This window comes from Phenylobacterium sp., assembly GCF_030693805.1.
Taxonomy (GTDB): domain Bacteria; phylum Pseudomonadota; class Alphaproteobacteria; order Caulobacterales; family Caulobacteraceae; genus Phenylobacterium.
Genome location: NZ_JAUXZW010000327.1, coordinates 1 through 15,836 on the forward strand (window position 1 = coordinate 1; position 15,836 = coordinate 15,836).

16 protein-coding genes are annotated in these 15,836 nt (G+C 69.7%); 7 read left to right on the forward strand and 9 right to left on the reverse strand.

Going from position 1 to position 15,836, the window contains the following annotated elements; genetic code table 11:
- Window positions 1-509 precede the first annotated feature (509 nt).
- Window positions 510-1,295 carry a cell wall hydrolase gene (locus Q8M88_RS12810; protein WP_305597546.1) on the forward strand — a complete coding sequence of 262 codons (786 nt, stop codon included), beginning with the start codon at window positions 510-512 and terminating at the stop codon, window positions 1,293-1,295.
- 95 nt (window positions 1,296-1,390) lie between these two features.
- A complete protein-coding gene (locus Q8M88_RS12815) occupies window positions 1,391-1,984 on the forward strand; it encodes a DUF1003 domain-containing protein (protein ID WP_305597547.1) in 594 nt (197 codons plus the stop codon).
- Here Q8M88_RS12815 and Q8M88_RS12820 read toward each other — a convergent pair.
- Window positions 1,929-2,870, reverse strand: coding sequence for a GlxA family transcriptional regulator (locus Q8M88_RS12820; RefSeq protein ID WP_305597548.1), 942 nt, complete (start codon window positions 2,868-2,870; stop codon window positions 1,929-1,931). The two genes, Q8M88_RS12815 and Q8M88_RS12820, sit on opposite strands and share 56 nt — an antisense overlap.
- 81 nt (window positions 2,871-2,951) lie before the next feature.
- Between Q8M88_RS12820 and Q8M88_RS12825 the strand changes: the two genes are divergently transcribed.
- Window positions 2,952-3,650 (forward strand): DJ-1/PfpI family protein, encoded by a 699-nt coding sequence (locus Q8M88_RS12825; RefSeq protein WP_305597549.1) that lies wholly within the window; start codon window positions 2,952-2,954, stop codon window positions 3,648-3,650.
- Window positions 3,651-3,659: 9 nt separating this feature from the next.
- Here Q8M88_RS12825 and Q8M88_RS12830 read toward each other — a convergent pair whose 3' ends face one another.
- The 5 genes from Q8M88_RS12830 to Q8M88_RS12850 form a co-directional block, all read right to left on the reverse strand.
- Window positions 3,660-3,869, reverse strand: a complete 210-nt coding sequence (locus Q8M88_RS12830) for a hypothetical protein (protein WP_305597550.1) — start codon at window positions 3,867-3,869, stop codon at window positions 3,660-3,662.
- Between the two features lie 59 nt (window positions 3,870-3,928).
- Window positions 3,929-4,774 carry a carboxylating nicotinate-nucleotide diphosphorylase gene (nadC, locus tag Q8M88_RS12835; RefSeq protein WP_305597551.1) on the reverse strand — a complete coding sequence of 282 codons (846 nt, stop codon included), beginning with the start codon at window positions 4,772-4,774 and terminating at the stop codon, window positions 3,929-3,931.
- On the reverse strand, window positions 4,771-6,303 hold the full coding sequence (locus tag Q8M88_RS12840; protein ID WP_305597552.1) for an L-aspartate oxidase: 1,533 nt from the start codon (window positions 6,301-6,303) through the stop codon (window positions 4,771-4,773). The genes nadC and Q8M88_RS12840 overlap by 4 nt, the downstream gene beginning before the upstream one ends.
- Before the next feature lie 52 nt (window positions 6,304-6,355).
- Window positions 6,356-7,468: a quinolinate synthase NadA gene (gene nadA / locus Q8M88_RS12845; protein WP_305597553.1), complete on the reverse strand. Its 1,113-nt coding sequence runs from the start codon at window positions 7,466-7,468 to the stop codon at window positions 6,356-6,358.
- A gap of 141 nt (window positions 7,469-7,609) precedes the next feature.
- Entirely contained in the window at window positions 7,610-9,913 is a 2,304-nt protein-coding gene (locus Q8M88_RS12850) for a PAS domain-containing sensor histidine kinase (protein ID WP_305597554.1), read from the reverse strand.
- 129 nt (window positions 9,914-10,042) lie between these two features.
- On the opposite strand from Q8M88_RS12850, the gene Q8M88_RS12855 reads away from it, so the two are divergent.
- Complete coding sequence (locus Q8M88_RS12855; RefSeq protein WP_305597555.1) at window positions 10,043-11,194, forward strand: cell wall hydrolase; 1,152 nt, start codon at window positions 10,043-10,045, stop codon at window positions 11,192-11,194.
- Between the two features lies 1 nt (window position 11,195).
- Window positions 11,196-11,606 carry a VOC family protein gene (locus Q8M88_RS12860; protein ID WP_305597556.1) on the forward strand — a complete coding sequence of 137 codons (411 nt, stop codon included), beginning with the start codon at window positions 11,196-11,198 and terminating at the stop codon, window positions 11,604-11,606.
- Between the two features lie 7 nt (window positions 11,607-11,613).
- Here the strand turns inward: Q8M88_RS12860 and trxB are convergent, their stop codons facing one another.
- Window positions 11,614-12,627 (reverse strand): thioredoxin-disulfide reductase, encoded by a 1,014-nt coding sequence (gene trxB / locus Q8M88_RS12865; RefSeq protein WP_305597557.1) that lies wholly within the window; start codon window positions 12,625-12,627, stop codon window positions 11,614-11,616.
- A 34-nt stretch (window positions 12,628-12,661) separates the two neighbouring features.
- On the opposite strand from trxB, the gene Q8M88_RS12870 reads away from it, so the two are divergent.
- Both Q8M88_RS12870 and pseI read left to right on the forward strand, forming a co-directional pair.
- The gene (locus Q8M88_RS12870; RefSeq protein WP_305597558.1) at window positions 12,662-12,835 is read left to right on the forward strand and encodes a hypothetical protein; all 174 of its coding nucleotides are present in this window, start codon (window positions 12,662-12,664) and stop codon (window positions 12,833-12,835) included.
- A gap of 32 nt (window positions 12,836-12,867) precedes the next feature.
- The gene (pseI, locus tag Q8M88_RS12875) at window positions 12,868-13,932 is read left to right on the forward strand and encodes a pseudaminic acid synthase (RefSeq protein WP_305597559.1); all 1,065 of its coding nucleotides are present in this window, start codon (window positions 12,868-12,870) and stop codon (window positions 13,930-13,932) included.
- Here pseI and Q8M88_RS12880 read toward each other — a convergent pair.
- Window positions 13,929-14,627 carry a glycosyltransferase family protein gene (locus Q8M88_RS12880; protein WP_305597560.1) on the reverse strand — a complete coding sequence of 233 codons (699 nt, stop codon included), beginning with the start codon at window positions 14,625-14,627 and terminating at the stop codon, window positions 13,929-13,931. The genes pseI and Q8M88_RS12880 overlap by 4 nt on opposite strands.
- 3 nt (window positions 14,628-14,630) lie before the next feature.
- The coding region (locus Q8M88_RS12885; protein ID WP_305597561.1) for a hypothetical protein at window positions 14,631-15,836 on the reverse strand (1,206 nt) is incomplete at its 5' end.

Below are 15,836 nucleotides of genomic sequence, written 5' to 3' on the forward strand. Positions count from 1 at the left end.
GCCGGCGGCCGCGCCGACCGCTGCGCCGACCGGGCCGCCGACCACCGCGCCGCCGACCGCGCCGGTCGCCGCGCGCTGTTCGGTGGTGTGACCGCAGGCGGCCAGGGTGAGCATCAGGCCCGCGGCGGCCAGCAGGTTGAAAGTCTTGCGCATATCGGTCCTCCGGGGTGAAGCGTTGCTGCAAGAACGGCAAGGCGAAGATGAGGTTCCGAAGACCTGCGCAGACTCTTGGATTCGTTCATCCTTAATGCTGCACTGCAAAATTAACTTGCCGCCAAGCCTGTTTTCGGGCACACACCGACTCGAAACTAACGCAAAGCCTGTTCCACTCGTGGTCGGACAGGCCCGCTCAATGATCCGTCGCCAGCACGTGCAGGAACGGTTCGGGGCACGTTGACGGGGGGCTCTTTTCGCCCTCGCCGAATAGGACACGAACCCTTTTGCATTCTCAATTTCAGGCGCATGCCCTCGGGCATGGGCTGACCGCCGCTGTCTTACGGGGCTCAGGCGTGGGCGCGGCCCTCGCGGGGCTCTATCTGGCCGTCGGGCTCGCGCAGGGCGCAGCTCCGCAGCCCGTGGTCGAAGCCGCCGCCACGACTCATGACCACCAGCGCCTGTTGGTCGCCTATTCGACCGGGCCGGAGTCGCCGCGGCCCGCCGCCGTCATTCGTCAGAACGTCGAAGCCCCTGCCGATGGCTTCAAGCTGGTCAGTTCCAAGCGTTCCACCGATCTGAAGCGCGGTGGCGAACTCGATTGCCTGACCAAGGCGGTCTATTTCGAAGCCCGGGGCGAGACCCTGACCGGCCAGGCCGCGGTCGCCCAGGTGGTGCTCAACCGCGTGCGCCATCCCGCCTTCCCGAAATCCGTGTGCGCCGTGGTGTTCCAGGGCTGCCAGTTCAGCTTCGCCTGCGACGGTTCGCTGCGCAGGGCGCACGAGCCGGGCGCCTGGCGTCGGGCCCACACGATCGCGGCGCGCGCTCTGGCTGGCGCGGTGGTCGCCGAGGTCGGCGGCGCGACCCACTTCCACGCCGCCGCCGTGCGCCCCAACTGGGGACCGGGGCTGCAGCGGGTCTCGCAGGTCGGCCTGCATGTCTTCTATCGCCTGAACCGGGGCGCAGTGCGTCGCGCGCCGGTGGAGCAGGCGACGCTGGTTCGCCTGGACCAGGCGCAGGAGGCCGCGCCGCAGGCCTATCGCATCGCCTCGGTGATGCCCGCGGAGGTGACGACCGAAGCTGCACCTCAGCCGGCCCCCGCCGCGGAGTCCGAAGCGGCGGTGACCCAGCCAGCCGTCTGATCCTGCTCGCCCATTCCCGTGATTGCGGGTCGGGCGGGGCTTGTCGCGGCGCTTTTCGGCGCGGAATGTTCCCATAGCGAAGGGGACCCAACCGCATGTCCGCAGCACATAACCAGCAATTGTCGCAGCAGCTTCTCGGCCGCGGCTATGAGGCGCTGACGCCGATCCAGCGCAGCGTCATCGACCTGATCGCCGTCGAAGAGCCCAGTGGGATCAATCCCGCCCTGATCATCGACGACCGCAAGTTCGGCGAGCGGTTGTCCGACAAGGTGGCCGCGGTCGGCGGTTCCTGGGCGTTCATCATCGCTTTCGGCCTGATCCTCGCGCTCTGGATGGGATGGAACGTGCTCACCCGCGGCGGCAAGCTGGCGTTCGACCCCTATCCGTTCATCTTCCTGAACCTGATGCTCTCGACGCTAGCCGCAATCCAGGCGCCGGTGATCATGATGAGTCAGAACCGGTCGGCCAAGCGCGACCGCGAGGCCGCCGAGCACGACTATGTCGTCAACCTGCGCGCCGAACTGGAGATCATGCACCTGCACGACAAGCTCGACGCCCTGCGCCAGGCCGAAATGGCCGACCTGCTGCTGCGGCAGAACGAGCTGCTGCAAGAGATCCACGCCGCGGCGAACGTCAAGCGCGCGCCGCGCGCCGCAAAGCCTGAGGCGGCTGGCCGAAAGCCCGGATGAAGGCGCGGCGCATCCGTTCCGGATCACCGAAGCCGGTGGCCTGCGCCACACGATCGATCGGCTGGGCGCTCGCCTCCACCTGATCGCGCGCGGCCTCCAGGCGCAGGCGCTCCACCGCCTTGGCCGGCGTCAGACCCGTGGCCGCGACGAAGGCGCGGGAGAAATTGCGCGGGCTCATCGCGGCTTGCGCCGCCAGCCGCTCGACGCTGAGCGGTTCGGAAAGTCGCGCGGCCATCCAGGCCAGCAGGCTGGCGAACCGGTCGGCGTGGACGCCGATGTCCCCCAGCGCCGAGTGTTGGGACTGCCCGCCCGGCCGGCGGCGGTGGACCACAAGCTGTTGAGCGGTGCGAAGCGCAATGGCTTCACCCAGATCAATGGCGATCAGCGCCAGGGCCAAGTCGATGCCGGCGGTGATGCCCGCGGATGTCCAAACCGGGCCGTCGGGCACGAAGATGCGGTCCGGCTCCAGGGTGACCTGCGGAAAATAGCGGGCGAACTCGGCTGTGGCGCTCCAATGCGTGGTGGCTCGTCTGCCCTCTAGCAGACCGGCCTGGGCCAGCATGAAGGCGCCTGTGCAGACGCTGGTCACGCGGCGTGCGCGCCCGGCCGCGGTGCGCACCCAGTCGACGAGGCCCGGCCGTCGCACCGCCTGGCGCACGCCGTCACCGCCGGAGATCACCAGCGTGTCCAGGGCCGCGTCGTCCAGCGCCGCCGCGCCTAGGGCGGCCCCGCTGGTGCTGGCGACCATGCCGGCCTGCTCGGCGATCACTTCGATGCGGTAGGCGCCCGGAACGAACCGTCCGGCGATCTCGAACGCCGACAGCGGCCCGGCTGCGTCCAGCAACTGGAACTGGTCGAAGATCAGGACGGCGATCCGCCTGGTCATGGCTTAAACAGTGGGAAGTTTGTCATTTCAGCCATTCGATAGCCCAGGCACTCTGAATGCGTCAAATCCCAGGAGGCGGGTGTGACCCAGACCAACCCAGAGATCCGCATCGTCTTTCCGCTTTATCCGGGGGTCACCCAGCTCGACTTCACCGGCCCTCACCAGGTGTTCAGTCGGCTGCCGGGTGCGAAGGTGACTACCGCCTCCATCGGCGGCCAGCCGGTCGAGGCCGATGGCCTGGTGTTCTCCAGCCTGGCCGACCTCGCCGCCGTCGAAGGCTGCGACGTGCTCTGCGTGCCGGGCGGTCTCGGAACCAGCGAGGCGATGCTGGACGAGGCCTACATGGCTCAGATCCGCAGGCTCGGCGCCGGGGCGCGCTACATGACGTCGGTCTGCACCGGCTCGCTGATCCTGGCGGCCAGCGGTCTGATCCGGGGACGACGCGCCGCCTGCCATTGGGGCTGGCGCGAACTGCTGGAGCTGTTCGGCGTGGTCCCCGACGAGGGCAGGGTGGTTCGCGACGGGAACCTGTTCACCGGCGGCGGCGTGACCGCAGGACTCGACTTCGCCTTCGTCGTGGCGGCGGAACTGGCTGGCGAAGAGACCGCCCAGCGCATTCAACTCGGCCTGGAGTATGCGCCCGCTCCACCGTTCGACGCCGGCCGGCCTGAGACGGCGCCCACGGCTGTGGTGGAGGCCGCCCGCAAGGCCATGGCCGGTGCGCTCGATGGCCGCCGGGCCGCGGCCGCCGAAGCGGCGTCTCGGCTACACTCGGTGTGAGCGGTTTGCTCAGCGGTTCTGCTGATTGCCCTGGTGGGTCGTGTTCTGCCGGATGTTCCCGTGGCGGCCCTGTTCCTTCAGGTTGATATCGGCGTCGCCGGGCTGGTCCGACTGGACGCCGCTGACATCGTCGCGTCGCTCGCGATCCTGGCCCTCGATGTCGGGCTTCTGCCCCTTGAAGGCGCGTTGTTCCGGCGGAATCGGTGGAGCTTTCGTCATGGTGTTTGCCTCCTTGCAGGAGAAGCAACACCCTGCAAGCCGACCGGGTTCCTCGTCGCTCAGGCGGCGTCGAGGCCGATGTCCAGCACCGGCGCGGAGTGGGTGAGCGCCCCGACGCTGATCACGTCAACGCCGGTTTCGGCGATGGCGCGCACGGTGGTCAGCGTCACCCCTCCCGAGGCTTCCAGCGTCACGCGGCCGGCCGCCCGGCGCACGGCGGTCGCAAGGTCGCCGAGGTTGAAGTTGTCCAGCATGATCACGTCGGGCGTATAGCGCAGCGCCTCGTCGAACTGGTCGAGACCGTCGACTTCGATCTCGATCTTGGTCAGGTGACCGCAGGCCAGGCGCGCGCGCAGCAGGGCTTCGGAGACGCCGCCGCAGGCCGCGACATGGTTGTCCTTGATGAGGATGGCGTCATCGAGACCGAAGCGGTGGTTGACCCCGCCGCCGCAACGGACGGCGTACTTCTCCAGATGGCGCAGGCCGGGCGTCGTCTTACGCGTGTCGACGATGCGGGCCTGGGTCCCGGCGACCGCGCTGACATAGGCCGCCGTCAGGGTGGCCACGCCCGATAGTCGCCCGAACAGGTTCAGGGCCGTGCGCTCGGCCGACAGCACGGCGCGCGCGTTCCCCTCGACGCGCGCCAGCACCGCGCCGACCGCTGCGTGGGAGCCGTCGGGGGCGACCACCTCGAAACGGACGGTGGGATCTAATTCGGCGAACGCCAGCCGCGCGCAGTCGAGGCCGGCCACGACTCCGGGCTGGCGGGTCGCGAACACCGCCGACAGCCGCGCGTCCGCGGCGATGCAGGCCTGGGCGGTGACGTCGCCGGCGCGGCCGAGGTCTTCGGCCAGCGCGGCGCGGACCACGGGCGCGATCAGCAGGTCAGGGAGCGGGGAAATCATTCGGCGGCGATGCGCAGGCGCGCGTCCTGGTCGACGTCGGCCAGATTGACGAAGGTGCGCTTGGCGTCGGGCGAGGTCTGCGGGAAGTCGCTGCGGAAGTGTCCGCCGCGGCTCTCATGACGCGCCAGGGCGCAGGCGGCCACCAGACGCGCCGCGCTCAGCACCGCGCCGCGACCGTGGGTCAACTGGAGATCGTCGATCATCCGCAGCAGTCGGGTCAGCCCTTCGGCGTCGCGGACGACGCCGGCGTCGCGGCTCATGGCCTGGCGCAGGTCCTGGACGGCGGATTCGGGCAGGTCGGCCCCGATCAGTCGGCGCGTCGCCTGGGTCGCATGTTCGGCCGCCTGCGCGGCGGCGACGCCGGCGCGGGCGCCGAATACGGCCGCTTCAAGCAGCGAGTTCGAGGCCAGACGGTTTGCGCCGTGCACGCCGGTCGAGGCGCATTCGCCGGCCGCGAACAGCCCATCCAACGAGCTGCGCCCGTCGGCGTCGGTGACGATCCCGCCCATGTGGTAGTGGCAGGCCGGCGCGACGGGGATCGGCTGGATCCGCGGATCGATGCCGCCGGACAGGCAGGCGGCGAACACCGTGGGGAACTCGGTGGGGAAATGATCGCCCACCGCCTGGCGTGCGTCCAGGAACGCGCCGCGCCCGGCGATCCGTTCGGCGTGGATGGCGCGCGCCACCACGTCGCGCGGCGCCAACTCGGCGTCAGGATGGTAGCCGGTCATGAAGCGTTCGCCGGCGGCGTTGATCAGCACCGCGCCTTCGCCCCGCAGAGCCTCGGTGGCGAGCGGCGCAGGATCGCGGCCGATGTCGATGGCGGTCGGATGGAACTGCACGAATTCCGGGTCGCCAATCAGCGCGCCCGCCATGGCCGCAAGCCCCAGGCCTTCGCCACGCAGCTCCGGCGGCGTGGTGGTGTCGGCGTAGAGGCCGCCGATGCCGCCGGTGGCCAACACGACGGCCGACGCGGTGATCTCCAGCAGGCCGCCGTGCTCCTGCGCCACGACGACGCCGCGCACGCCACCGGCCGCGTCCAGCAGCAGGCCGCGCAGGCGCAGGCCGGAGCGGATCTCGATGTGCGACGCCGCGAGGGCCGCACGCGAAGCGGCTTCCATGATCGCATGGCCGGCCTGATCACCCTTCACTCGCGCCACGCGGGCGCGGGAGTGGGCGGCCTCCAGACTCTGGACGAAGCCGCCTTGAGCGTCCCGGTCGAACGGCGCGCCCAGGTCGGCCAACGCCCTGACGGCCTCGGCGCCGTGATCGGCCAGGAGCCGCGCCATCGCCGCGTCGACCAGGCCCGCGCCGGCCGCCACGGTGTCGGCGGCGTGCAGAACGGCGTCGTCGTCCGCGCCCAGCGCCGCGGCCATGCCGCCCTGCGCCCAAGCCGACGAGCAGCCGTGATTCAGCGCGGCGCCGGTGAGCACCAGGACCTTGCGCGGCGCGGCCGCGAGGGCCGCGGACAGCCCCGCCAGGCCGGCGCCGACGATCAGCACGCCGTCATGTCGGATACGTCCGGTCATGGCCGGGCTCCTTCCTTCCCCTCGCGGGAAACAGGCGTCGATCCGAGCGGGCTCAGATCAGCTCCACGTCCACGTGGTGGCGGGCCTTCACCAGGTCGTAGCGAGCCGGGATCGGGGGCGGCGGCAGGTCGACCATGCGCTGCACGGCGAGCCGCGCCCGGTCTGCGATCGCCGGGTCCACGGTCACTTCGTAGCGGTCGTAGGCGAGCGACTCGTAGATGTTCTCCAACGTGATCCGCTTCATGTGCGGGCACAGGTTGCAGGGCCGCACGAACTCGGTGTCTGGCGCGTCCGCAGCGACGTTGTCGGCCATCGAGCACTCGGTGATCATCACCACCTGCTTCGGCTTGCGGGTGATCACATAGTCGTTCATCGCCGCGGTCGAGCCGGTGAAGTCCGACAACTCGATCACCTCGGTCGGGCATTCCGGGTGGGCCAGGATCTCCGCGCCCGGATAGGCGGCGCGCAGTTCCAGGATGTCCTCGCGGTTGAAGCGCTCATGCACTTCGCAGCGACCCTGCCAGGCGATGATCTTGATCGGCGTCTGTCGCGCGACGTTGCGGGCGAGGAACTCGTCGGGGATCAGGATCACCCGATCGACGCCCCATTCGCGGGCTGCCTGCTCGACCACCTGCACGGCGTTGGCGGAGGTGCAGCAGATGTCGGTCTCGGCCTTCACGTCGGCGGTGGTGTTCACGTAGGTCACTACCGGCACGCCCGGATAGCGCTGCTTGATCAGCCGCACGTCGGCGCCGGTGATCGACGAGGCCAGCGAGCAGCCGGCCAGCAGGTCGGGGATCAGCACGGTCTTTTCTGGCGACAGGATTTTCGAGGTCTCGGCCATGAAGTGCACGCCGGCCTGGACGATGATCTTGGCGTCCGAGCGCGCGGCTTCCTTGGCCAGGCCCAGGCTGTCGCCGACATAGTCGCCGACCCCGTGGAAGATCTCGGGCGTCATGTAGTTGTGAGCGAGGATCACGGCGTTCTTGGCGCGCTTCAGCCGATTGATCTCGGCGATCAGCGGCGCCTGCTGGCGCCATTCCATCGGAGTGACCTGACGCTTCACCTTTTCCCAAGCAGGCGCCGTCGTGCGCTCCACGTCGGGGGTGAAGGGAAACTGCGTACCATCCGCCACGGCCATCCTCCTTATGCTCAATTTGAGCATTTCTTCGGCCTCAAAAAACGCCGCGTAAGGTTCGGTCCTTCCGTCGGCGTCCCGATTATGCTCAAGGCGAGCAAAAGTCGTAAGCGACATATAGACCCACATTGCGCCGGCGCCAAGGGCCTTCGGCTCACTGTCTCCGGGTCAGGCGTCCTGAGGCGTGCGCTCGAGGACCTGGTCGATCATCTCGGCCAGCGCGACCGAAGCGTAGGGCTTGCGCAGCAGGGGCCAGGGCGCGCCTTCGATCGAAACCAGAGCCTCCCCGGTATAGCCGGAGCTGAGGATCACGGGGAGGGCAGGGTGCAGCGCCACCGCTTCGTGCGCGAGGTCCACGCCGGTCTTGCCGCCTGGCATCACCACGTCGGTGAGCAACAGGTCCACGCCCGGGGTGATGCGCAAGGTCGACATGGCGCTGTCGGCGTCGGGCGCACGCACCACCTCATGGCCGAGATCCTCAAGCATGGCGGTGACCATGTCTCCGACATCCTCATCGTCTTCGGCCAGCAACACCTTCAGCGCCGCGCGCTTCGGCTCGCTTCGGGCGGTCGGCTCCTGCGGGCTCGACAGGACGAGCTCGTGCGAGAGCGGCATGTAAAGGCGCACGGTGCAGCCCTGGCCGGGCGCGCTGGACACCGTCGCGCCGCCGCCGCTCTGATGGGCGAAGCCGTAGACCTGCGCAAGACCGAGACCCGTGCCCTTGCCGGGCTCCTTGGTGGTGAAGAACGGTTCGAACGCCCGGGCGATGGTCTCGGCGTCCATGCCGACGCCGGTGTCGTGCACCGCGACGCAGACGTAGTCGCCGGCCGCGACGCCTTCCACCTCGGAGCGTGCGACGTGCGCCACCTGGCTCTCGATCCGGATCACCCCGCCGCTGGCCACCGCATCACGGGCGTTGACCACCAGGTTCATGATCGCGGCGTCGAACTGAGTCGGGTCCAGCCGCGCGACGGCGTTGTGGGCGGCCGGCATGACGGTGAGGCTGACCGCTTCGCCGACCGCGCGCCGCAGCAGCGGCTCGGCGTCGAGCAACAGGGCGTCGACGCTGACCAGTTCGGGCTTCAGGGTCTGGCGACGCGAGAAGGCCAACAGCTGTTGGGTCAGGCGTTCGCCGCGCCGCGCCGCGCTCTGTGCCGCCTCCAGCATGCGGTCACGCCGGGCCGCGTCGTTCGGGTGGCGCTGGACCAGGTCGATGGCGCCGCTGATCACCGTCAGAAGGTTGTTGAAGTCGTGGGCGACGCCGCCGGTGAGCTGGCCCACCGCCTCGAGTTTCTGTGCGCGGCGCAGTGCGGCTTCCGCCTCGTCGCGTTCGGCCAGCGCCGCCTCGACGCGCTCGGCGAGCAGGTCGTTGATGTGCAGCAGGTCGGCCTCGGCGCGTTTGGCGTCGGTGACGTCGATGGCGACACCGACAAAGCCCACGAACTCGCCTGCGGGCCCGAACCTGGGTTGCGACACCGAGCGCAGCCACCGATCGACGCCGTCGGCACGGCGGTAGCGCGCCTCCAGAGAGAAGCGCTCGCGCCCGGCTTCCCCGGCGCGCTGTTCGGCCAGGATGCGCGGCAGGTCCTCGGGATGCAACCGCGTGCGCCAGTCAAAGGTGAGCGCGACGTCGTAAGGCTCGCCCAGGAAGTCCAGGTAGGCGCTGTTGACGAATTCGCGCGTGCCGTCGAGGCGGCTCACCCACATCAGCACCGGCGCACTGTCGGCGAGGCTGCGGAACCGCGCCTCGCTCTCGCGCATCTGCTGTTCCGCCAGGCGGCGCTCAGTGACGTCAATCTTCACGCCGAGCGCGCCGATCACCCGCCCGTCGCCGTCGCGTCCGGCTTCACCGCGCGACAGCATCCACCGCTCGGCGCCGTCGGCGGAAGCCTCGCGATACTCATGCGGCGCCACATGGCCGTCGCTCGCCGCCGCGGCGTGCGCCTGGCGAACCAGCTCGGCGTCGTCGGGATGCACGTTGCTCCACAGCGACTCCTCGCCGTCCCCCAGATAGCTCCAGACCCCGACGCCCCCGGCCTCCTGTGCGAGGCGAAGGCGCGCCTGGGTCTCTTCCAGAGCCTCTCGCACCGCGTGCTGGGCCTCACGCATCTCATCGAGCCGCACAAGCGTACTGCGGAAAGCGTCGGCGAACAGCACCACCACCGCGCCCGACAGCATGAACATCGTTGTCAGCGCAGGCGTCGGGCCGTTGGTGAGGGTGCTGGGGGCCAGCAGATTGAGCCCGATCGCCGCGACCAGCGTCGCGCCGCCCCATCGCGCTCCGGCATACAGCGTCACCGCCAGCAGCGCCGGGAGGTAGGTCACCGACAGGCCGAGCCCGCGGTCGAACCCCAGGAAGAGGACACGGAAGACGATCGCCGCGGCGAGCGCAACGACGCTGAGCGCGAGCGCGTTGAGCAGCGGCGGGTTTCGGCGAGGAATCAGCCGAAGCGGCCATTCGACCGGCGTCATCGGCGGGGCGGCTCCCAGTCAGTCGCGCAACCCTGCAGCGACCCAGTCAGCATGGCTGCGCTGGTCCCAGCGCGCAACAGACGATATCCCCAGGCCATTCGCCGCCACGCGGGGCGAACCGGGCCAGATGTGAGCGGCAAGCTGAAGACGATCTTCGCAATGACGGCCCGGCGGCTGGCGTTCTGCGCCCTGGTAGCATCGACGCTTGCGTCGAGCGTCGCCTGCGTCTCGGTGCGCGGCGCGCCCAACGGCCACGCCCGGGGTGTTGCTGCGGTGTCCGGCGACCTATCGGACATCGGCCTGGGGGCGCTGATCGCCGACATGGACCCGGCCATGCTGGCGCTCGCGCGGCGTCACGATCCCGGCGGCCGCAGCGCGGACACGTGGGGCCGCCCGGTCGGCTGGGCCAGTTTGGACCTGACCACCGCGCCGGACCTGGGCATTTCCGCGCCAGACGCACAAACCGCTCGCGAACTCAACGCCTTGCGCCCATTTGCTACATCACCCGTGCGACCGATGCGGCCGTTCATGCTGCAGGCCGGGCCGCTCGACGCCGAGCGCGCCCTGCAGTGCCTCACCCAGGCGGTGTACTATGAAGGCGCGCGCGAGCCGATGAAGGGTCAGCAGGCTATCGCTCAGGTTGTTCTCAACCGCTTGCGTCACCCGGCCTATCCGAAATCGGTGTGCGGCGTCGTTTATCAGGGCTCGGCGCGGACCACCGGCTGCCAGTTCTCCTTCACCTGCGACGGATCGTTGAAGTGGGCGCCGGAACCGGGCCTTTGGGCGCAGGCCCAGTCGGTGGCCCGCCGCGCGCTCGCGGGCTTCGTGATGCGCGAGGTGGGGCCGGCGACGCACTACCACGCCGACTATGTGGCGCCGTACTGGGCGCCGACCCTGGTCAAGCTGAAGCGGGAAGGCCTGCACATCTTCTATCGCTGGACGGGGCCTTGGGGCGAGCCGCCGGCGTTCACCGGCCGATATGCGGGCGGCGAAGCAAGCCTCGCCCAGTCAGTTCTGGAAGGCCTGGATGCGCGCACCCAAGGCCTGCTCAACGCATCACGCCTGCGCACGGTGACCTTGTCGGTCGGCGGCGAGACCCGCCAGTACACCGTCGCCGAACCCTCGATCAACGGAGCGCCCGCGGTCAGGCCGCGTGGCGTGATCCCCGGGCGACGGCAGCCGACGGCAGAGGAGATCGCCACCATCAACGCCTCGCTGGCGACGATGGAGCGCGACATGGCGAGCGAACCAACGCCTGCGCCCACGCCGGCGGCGCCCTGATATGGCGCTCGATCCGCGCGACGGCGTGTTCAGCCTGGGCCCCGTCGGGCTGATCGTCTTCTATGTGGCCGACCTGACGCGCGCGATGACCTTCTACGGCGAGCAACTTGGCCTGAGACGGCTGCTGCTGGGCGAGGGGCAGGCGCTCTACGACTGCGGCGACGTTCGGCTGTCGCTGCAGGAGACGCCGCAAAGTGCGCAGCTCACCGCCGCCTCGCCGGTGTGCTTCCGAGTGTCGGACATCGTCACTGCCCGACGCGAGTTGGAAGAGCGAGGCGTCGCCTTCACCGACACCATCCAACTGGTCGCGATCCTGCCGGAGCATGACCTGTGGATGACCTATTTCCGCGATCCGGACGGCCATCCCCTGGCGCTGACCGCAGAAGGTCCCAAGGGTTTCCCGCTGGTCTAGGCGGGGATCACCAGACGCCGATCTTGGTCGCGTCGGCGTGGGGAATCGGATGATGGGCCTTGCGGTGATCCTCCTCGGCGAGGAACCGCACCGCCTCCAGCGCCGCCATGCAGCCCATGCCGGCTGCGGTCACCGCCTGGCGATAAATGTCGTCGGTGACGTCGCCGGCCGCGTAGACGCCGGGGATCTCGGTGGAGGCCGTGCCAGCCTTCACATCAAGGTATCCGCTGGCGTCCATGGCGAGTTGACCCTTGAACAGCTCCGAAGCCGGCGCGTGGCCGATGGCGATGAAAACCCCGTCGCAGGGAAGATCGCGGGTCGCGCCGCCGTTGACGTCCTTCAGCCGCACGCCGGTGACGCCCATGGGGTCCTGCGAACCCAGGACCTCCTCGACGCCGTGGTTCCAGATCACCTCGATCTTCTCGTGTGCGAACAGGCGCTGCTGCAGGATCTTCTCGGCGCGCAGCTCGTCGCGGCGGTGCACGAGGGTGACCTTCGACGCGAAGTTGGTGAGGAACAGCGCCTCCTCGACGGCGGTGTTGCCGCCGCCGACCACCACCACCTCTTTGCCGCGATAGAAGAAGCCGTCGCAGGTTGCGCAGGCCGAGACGCCGAAGCCCTGGAACCTCTGCTCTGACGCCAGGCCCAGCCACTTGGCCTGGGCGCCGGTGGAGATGATCACCGTGTCGGCGAGCCACACCTGACCGCTGTCGCAGACCAGCCGGAACGGTCGCTTCGACAGGTCGGCTTCGACCACGATGTCACCGATGATCTCGGCGCCCACATGCAGGGCCTGGGCGCGCATCTGCTCCATCAGCCAGGGGCCCTGGATCACCTCGGCGAAGCCCGGATAGTTCTCCACATCTGTAGTGATGGTGAGCTGGCCGCCGGGCTGGATGCCCTCGAGCATCACGGGCTCGAGCAGCGCGCGTGCGGCGTAGACGGCGGCCGTGTAGCCCGCCGGGCCCGATCCGACGATCAGGCAGCGGGTGGTTCTGGGTTCGGAAAGTTCCTGAGACATGTGATCTAGATAGGAGAGATTCTGGAGCGTTGCGATGGATCGACAGTGGAAAGCTGTGGGTTTGGCGTCAGGGATCGCCGCGGGCATCGTCCTGATCCGCGGGCTGGGCGCGCGTTCGATCGCCCTTGCGGCGCTGATCGGACTGGCCGGGGGCGTCGCGGCGAGCGGCCCGCTCAGGATTAACGACGACTTCAGCGGCGGGGCGTAAGAAGGCTCTCACCGCGCGAGAGTCCGAAACCCATGCCGCCAGCCCTGCCGCCCGAGGTCGAGATCGCTGGCCGCAAGGTCGGCGCAGCCCACCCGCCGTTCGTCATCTGCGAACTGTCCGGCAACCACAACGGCAGCCTGGAGCGGGCGCTGGCGATGATCGACGCGGCGGCCGCCACCGGTTGTGACGCGATCAAGATCCAGACCTATACCGCCGACACCATCACCCTGGACGTCGACCGGCCGGAGTTCCGCATCCATGGCGGGCTGTGGGACGGGCGCACGCTCCACGAGCTCTACCGCGAGGCGCAGACCCCCTACGAATGGCACGCGGCGCTGTTCGAGCGGGCGCGGGCGAACGGGGTGATCCTGTTCTCCAGCCCGTTCGACGAGACGGCGGTGGACCTGCTCGCCGGCCTGGATGCGCCGGCCTACAAGATCGCCTCGTTCGAGGCGGTCGACCTGCCGCTGATCCGCTACGCCGCCGCACGCGGCAAGCCGCTGATCATCTCCACCGGCATGGCCAACCTGGACGAGATCGAAGCCGCCCACGCCGCGGCCATTGAAGGCGGAGCCGCCGGCGTGGTGCTGCTGCACTGCGTGTCCAGCTATCCGGCGGCGATGGCCGACGCCAATGTGCGCACTGTCGCCGATATGGCCCAGCGGTTCGCCTCGCCCATCGGGCTGTCTGACCATACGCCGGGCTCGGCCGCCTCCGTCGCGGCCGTGGCCCTGGGCGCCAGCGTCATCGAGAAGCACTTCACCCTGGCCCGCTCCGATGGCGGACCCGACGCGGCGTTCAGCCTGGAGCCCGCGGAGTTCACCGCCCTGGTCGCAGACTGCAAAGCCGCCTGGGCCGCGCTCGGCCGCGCGCACTACGACCTGCTGGGGTCGGAGCGCGCCAACCGTCAATTCCGCCGCTCGCTCTACGTGGTCGCCGACGTCAGCGCAGGCCAACCGCTGTCGAAGGCCAACCTGCGCTCGGTGCGTCCGGGCCTGGGCCTGCCGCCTGGCGATCTGGATGCGGTGTTGGGCAGGCCGGCGGCCCGCGACCTTAAGCGCGGCGAACCGCTCGCCTGGGACATGGTCGTCCGCTAGCCGGCGTACGCCGAGCTGTTGACGGGCAGGGCGGCGACCTGGGCTGAGGTGAACGCCGGATCGATCGGATACAGCGCCTCATAGACCCGCCGCACGAAGTCCAGGTCCTGTGGCGCGTCCACCGTCCAGCGCAACTGCGGCATGGGCGTGTCGCTGACCACGGACCCCAGTCGAAAGCGCTCCGGCCGACGGTAGAGAAAGGGGGTCACGTGTTCGCGCTCGTAAGGGTCGACAGCCTCTCGCCAGGCAGCCTCCAGCGCCGCGGGCGTCGCCGCCTCGACATCCAGGCCGTGCGGGAAGGTGCGCTCCGGGGCGGTGTTGTTGGTGTAGTCGAAGCCGCCGGCCACATGGGCGTCGACCACCGTGTCGACCACGGTCCAGTCGCAGAGCGGGCAGTCGGCGGTGAGCCTGACCACCGTGCTGGCGGGGCCGAACGCTTGGATGGCGCCGTGGAAACGTCCCAGCACGTCCTCAAGGGAGCCGCGATGGACCGACACGCCCAGGCTATCGCAATAGGCCGCAAGGGGATCGTCGCCGGAAAGGCCGCTGGTCGCCACCACCAGGCGGTCGAGGCTGCGGGCGCGGCGCAGACGCTCGATCTGCCGGCCGATCATCGGCACGCCGAGCACGTCGGCCATCACTTTGCCCGGCAGCCGCGTGGACGACATGCGGGCCTGCAGGACGGCCAGGATCATCGATCAGGCGGCCGAGGCGCTGAGCGGCGAGGCGGCCTGAATGGCGGCGGTCAGGCCGACGCTGATCTCGGCGAAGCGCGCGCCGGTCGAAGGGCGCTCCCAGGCCCCGGGCACGAAGCCGCCATCGGTCCGCCGCTCGAACGCCTGCAACGCACGCCAGGCGTCCAGGGTCATGACGCCGGTCCGTGACGGTGTGAGGGTCGCCAGCCGTTCGCCGATCCGCGCCGGCTCGTCGGTGAAGGCCGACAACAGCTTCTGCGCCTGACAGCGTACGACGCCCTCGGGCGCCGGGCCGGCGCATTCGACGCAGGCCAGGGTCTCGCCCCGGCTCTCATAGACATAGACGCGGAACACCACGCCGCCGGCGGTGAAGTCCTGGACGACGAACGGCGCGGCGCGGGTCAGGCGCACCTTGAACACATGGCTGAGCGCGCGGTCCGCCCCTGTGGTCGCCCGCCGCATGCCCTGGGCGGCCAGCAGCGGCGCCGGGTCGTCCGCCCAGACGAGGATTTCGCGGTGGTTGCGTTCCATGGCCGCGCGCGCCGAGGGGAGCGGCCCCAGCGGGATGTCGACGCCGATGTTCTCCAACGCCTTGCGCATCGCGCTGCGCAGGTTGCAGAAACCGCCTCGGGGCAGGCTGACCGTGCGGCCGAGTCCTGACAGGCCGCAGCCGTTGGCCAGGGCTTCGGCCGGCGACCGCAGCTCGCTGACGCCCAGGATGTCGGCGGCGCTGGCGTGCACCTGGTCGAGCCAGGCCTGCAGTCGCCATTGGCAGTAGCGCGACAGCGGCCCCTCGACCTCCGGGCGGTGGACGCGAAGGGCGTCGCGAAGCGTGATCGGGGTGGACGTCACCGGGGATGCCTCGGCGGCCCCCTCGATCACCGGGCCCGCGTAGCCGTCGATCGCTGTGGGCTCCCCACGCAGCGTGGGATTGAGCGAGCCGCAATCGAGCTCGAAGCTTTCGAAGGCCGCGCCATGCCATTCCAGCAGCCGGCGAAGCGGGTCGGTGGAATCCCCGAAGAGGGTGCAGTCGGGGCGCAACTCCAGGCCGTCGGCGCGGTGTGGCGACGAGGCGTCGTTGCGGGCGTGGAGCGTTATGTCGCGAGCGCCCAGCCTGTGCGCTTCCAGCGCCGCGGCCGCGCCCAGGAGGCCGCCGCCGACGATGCGAACCTTGCTCATGCCCAGCCCCTGAACCTTCCTGCGAAGGCA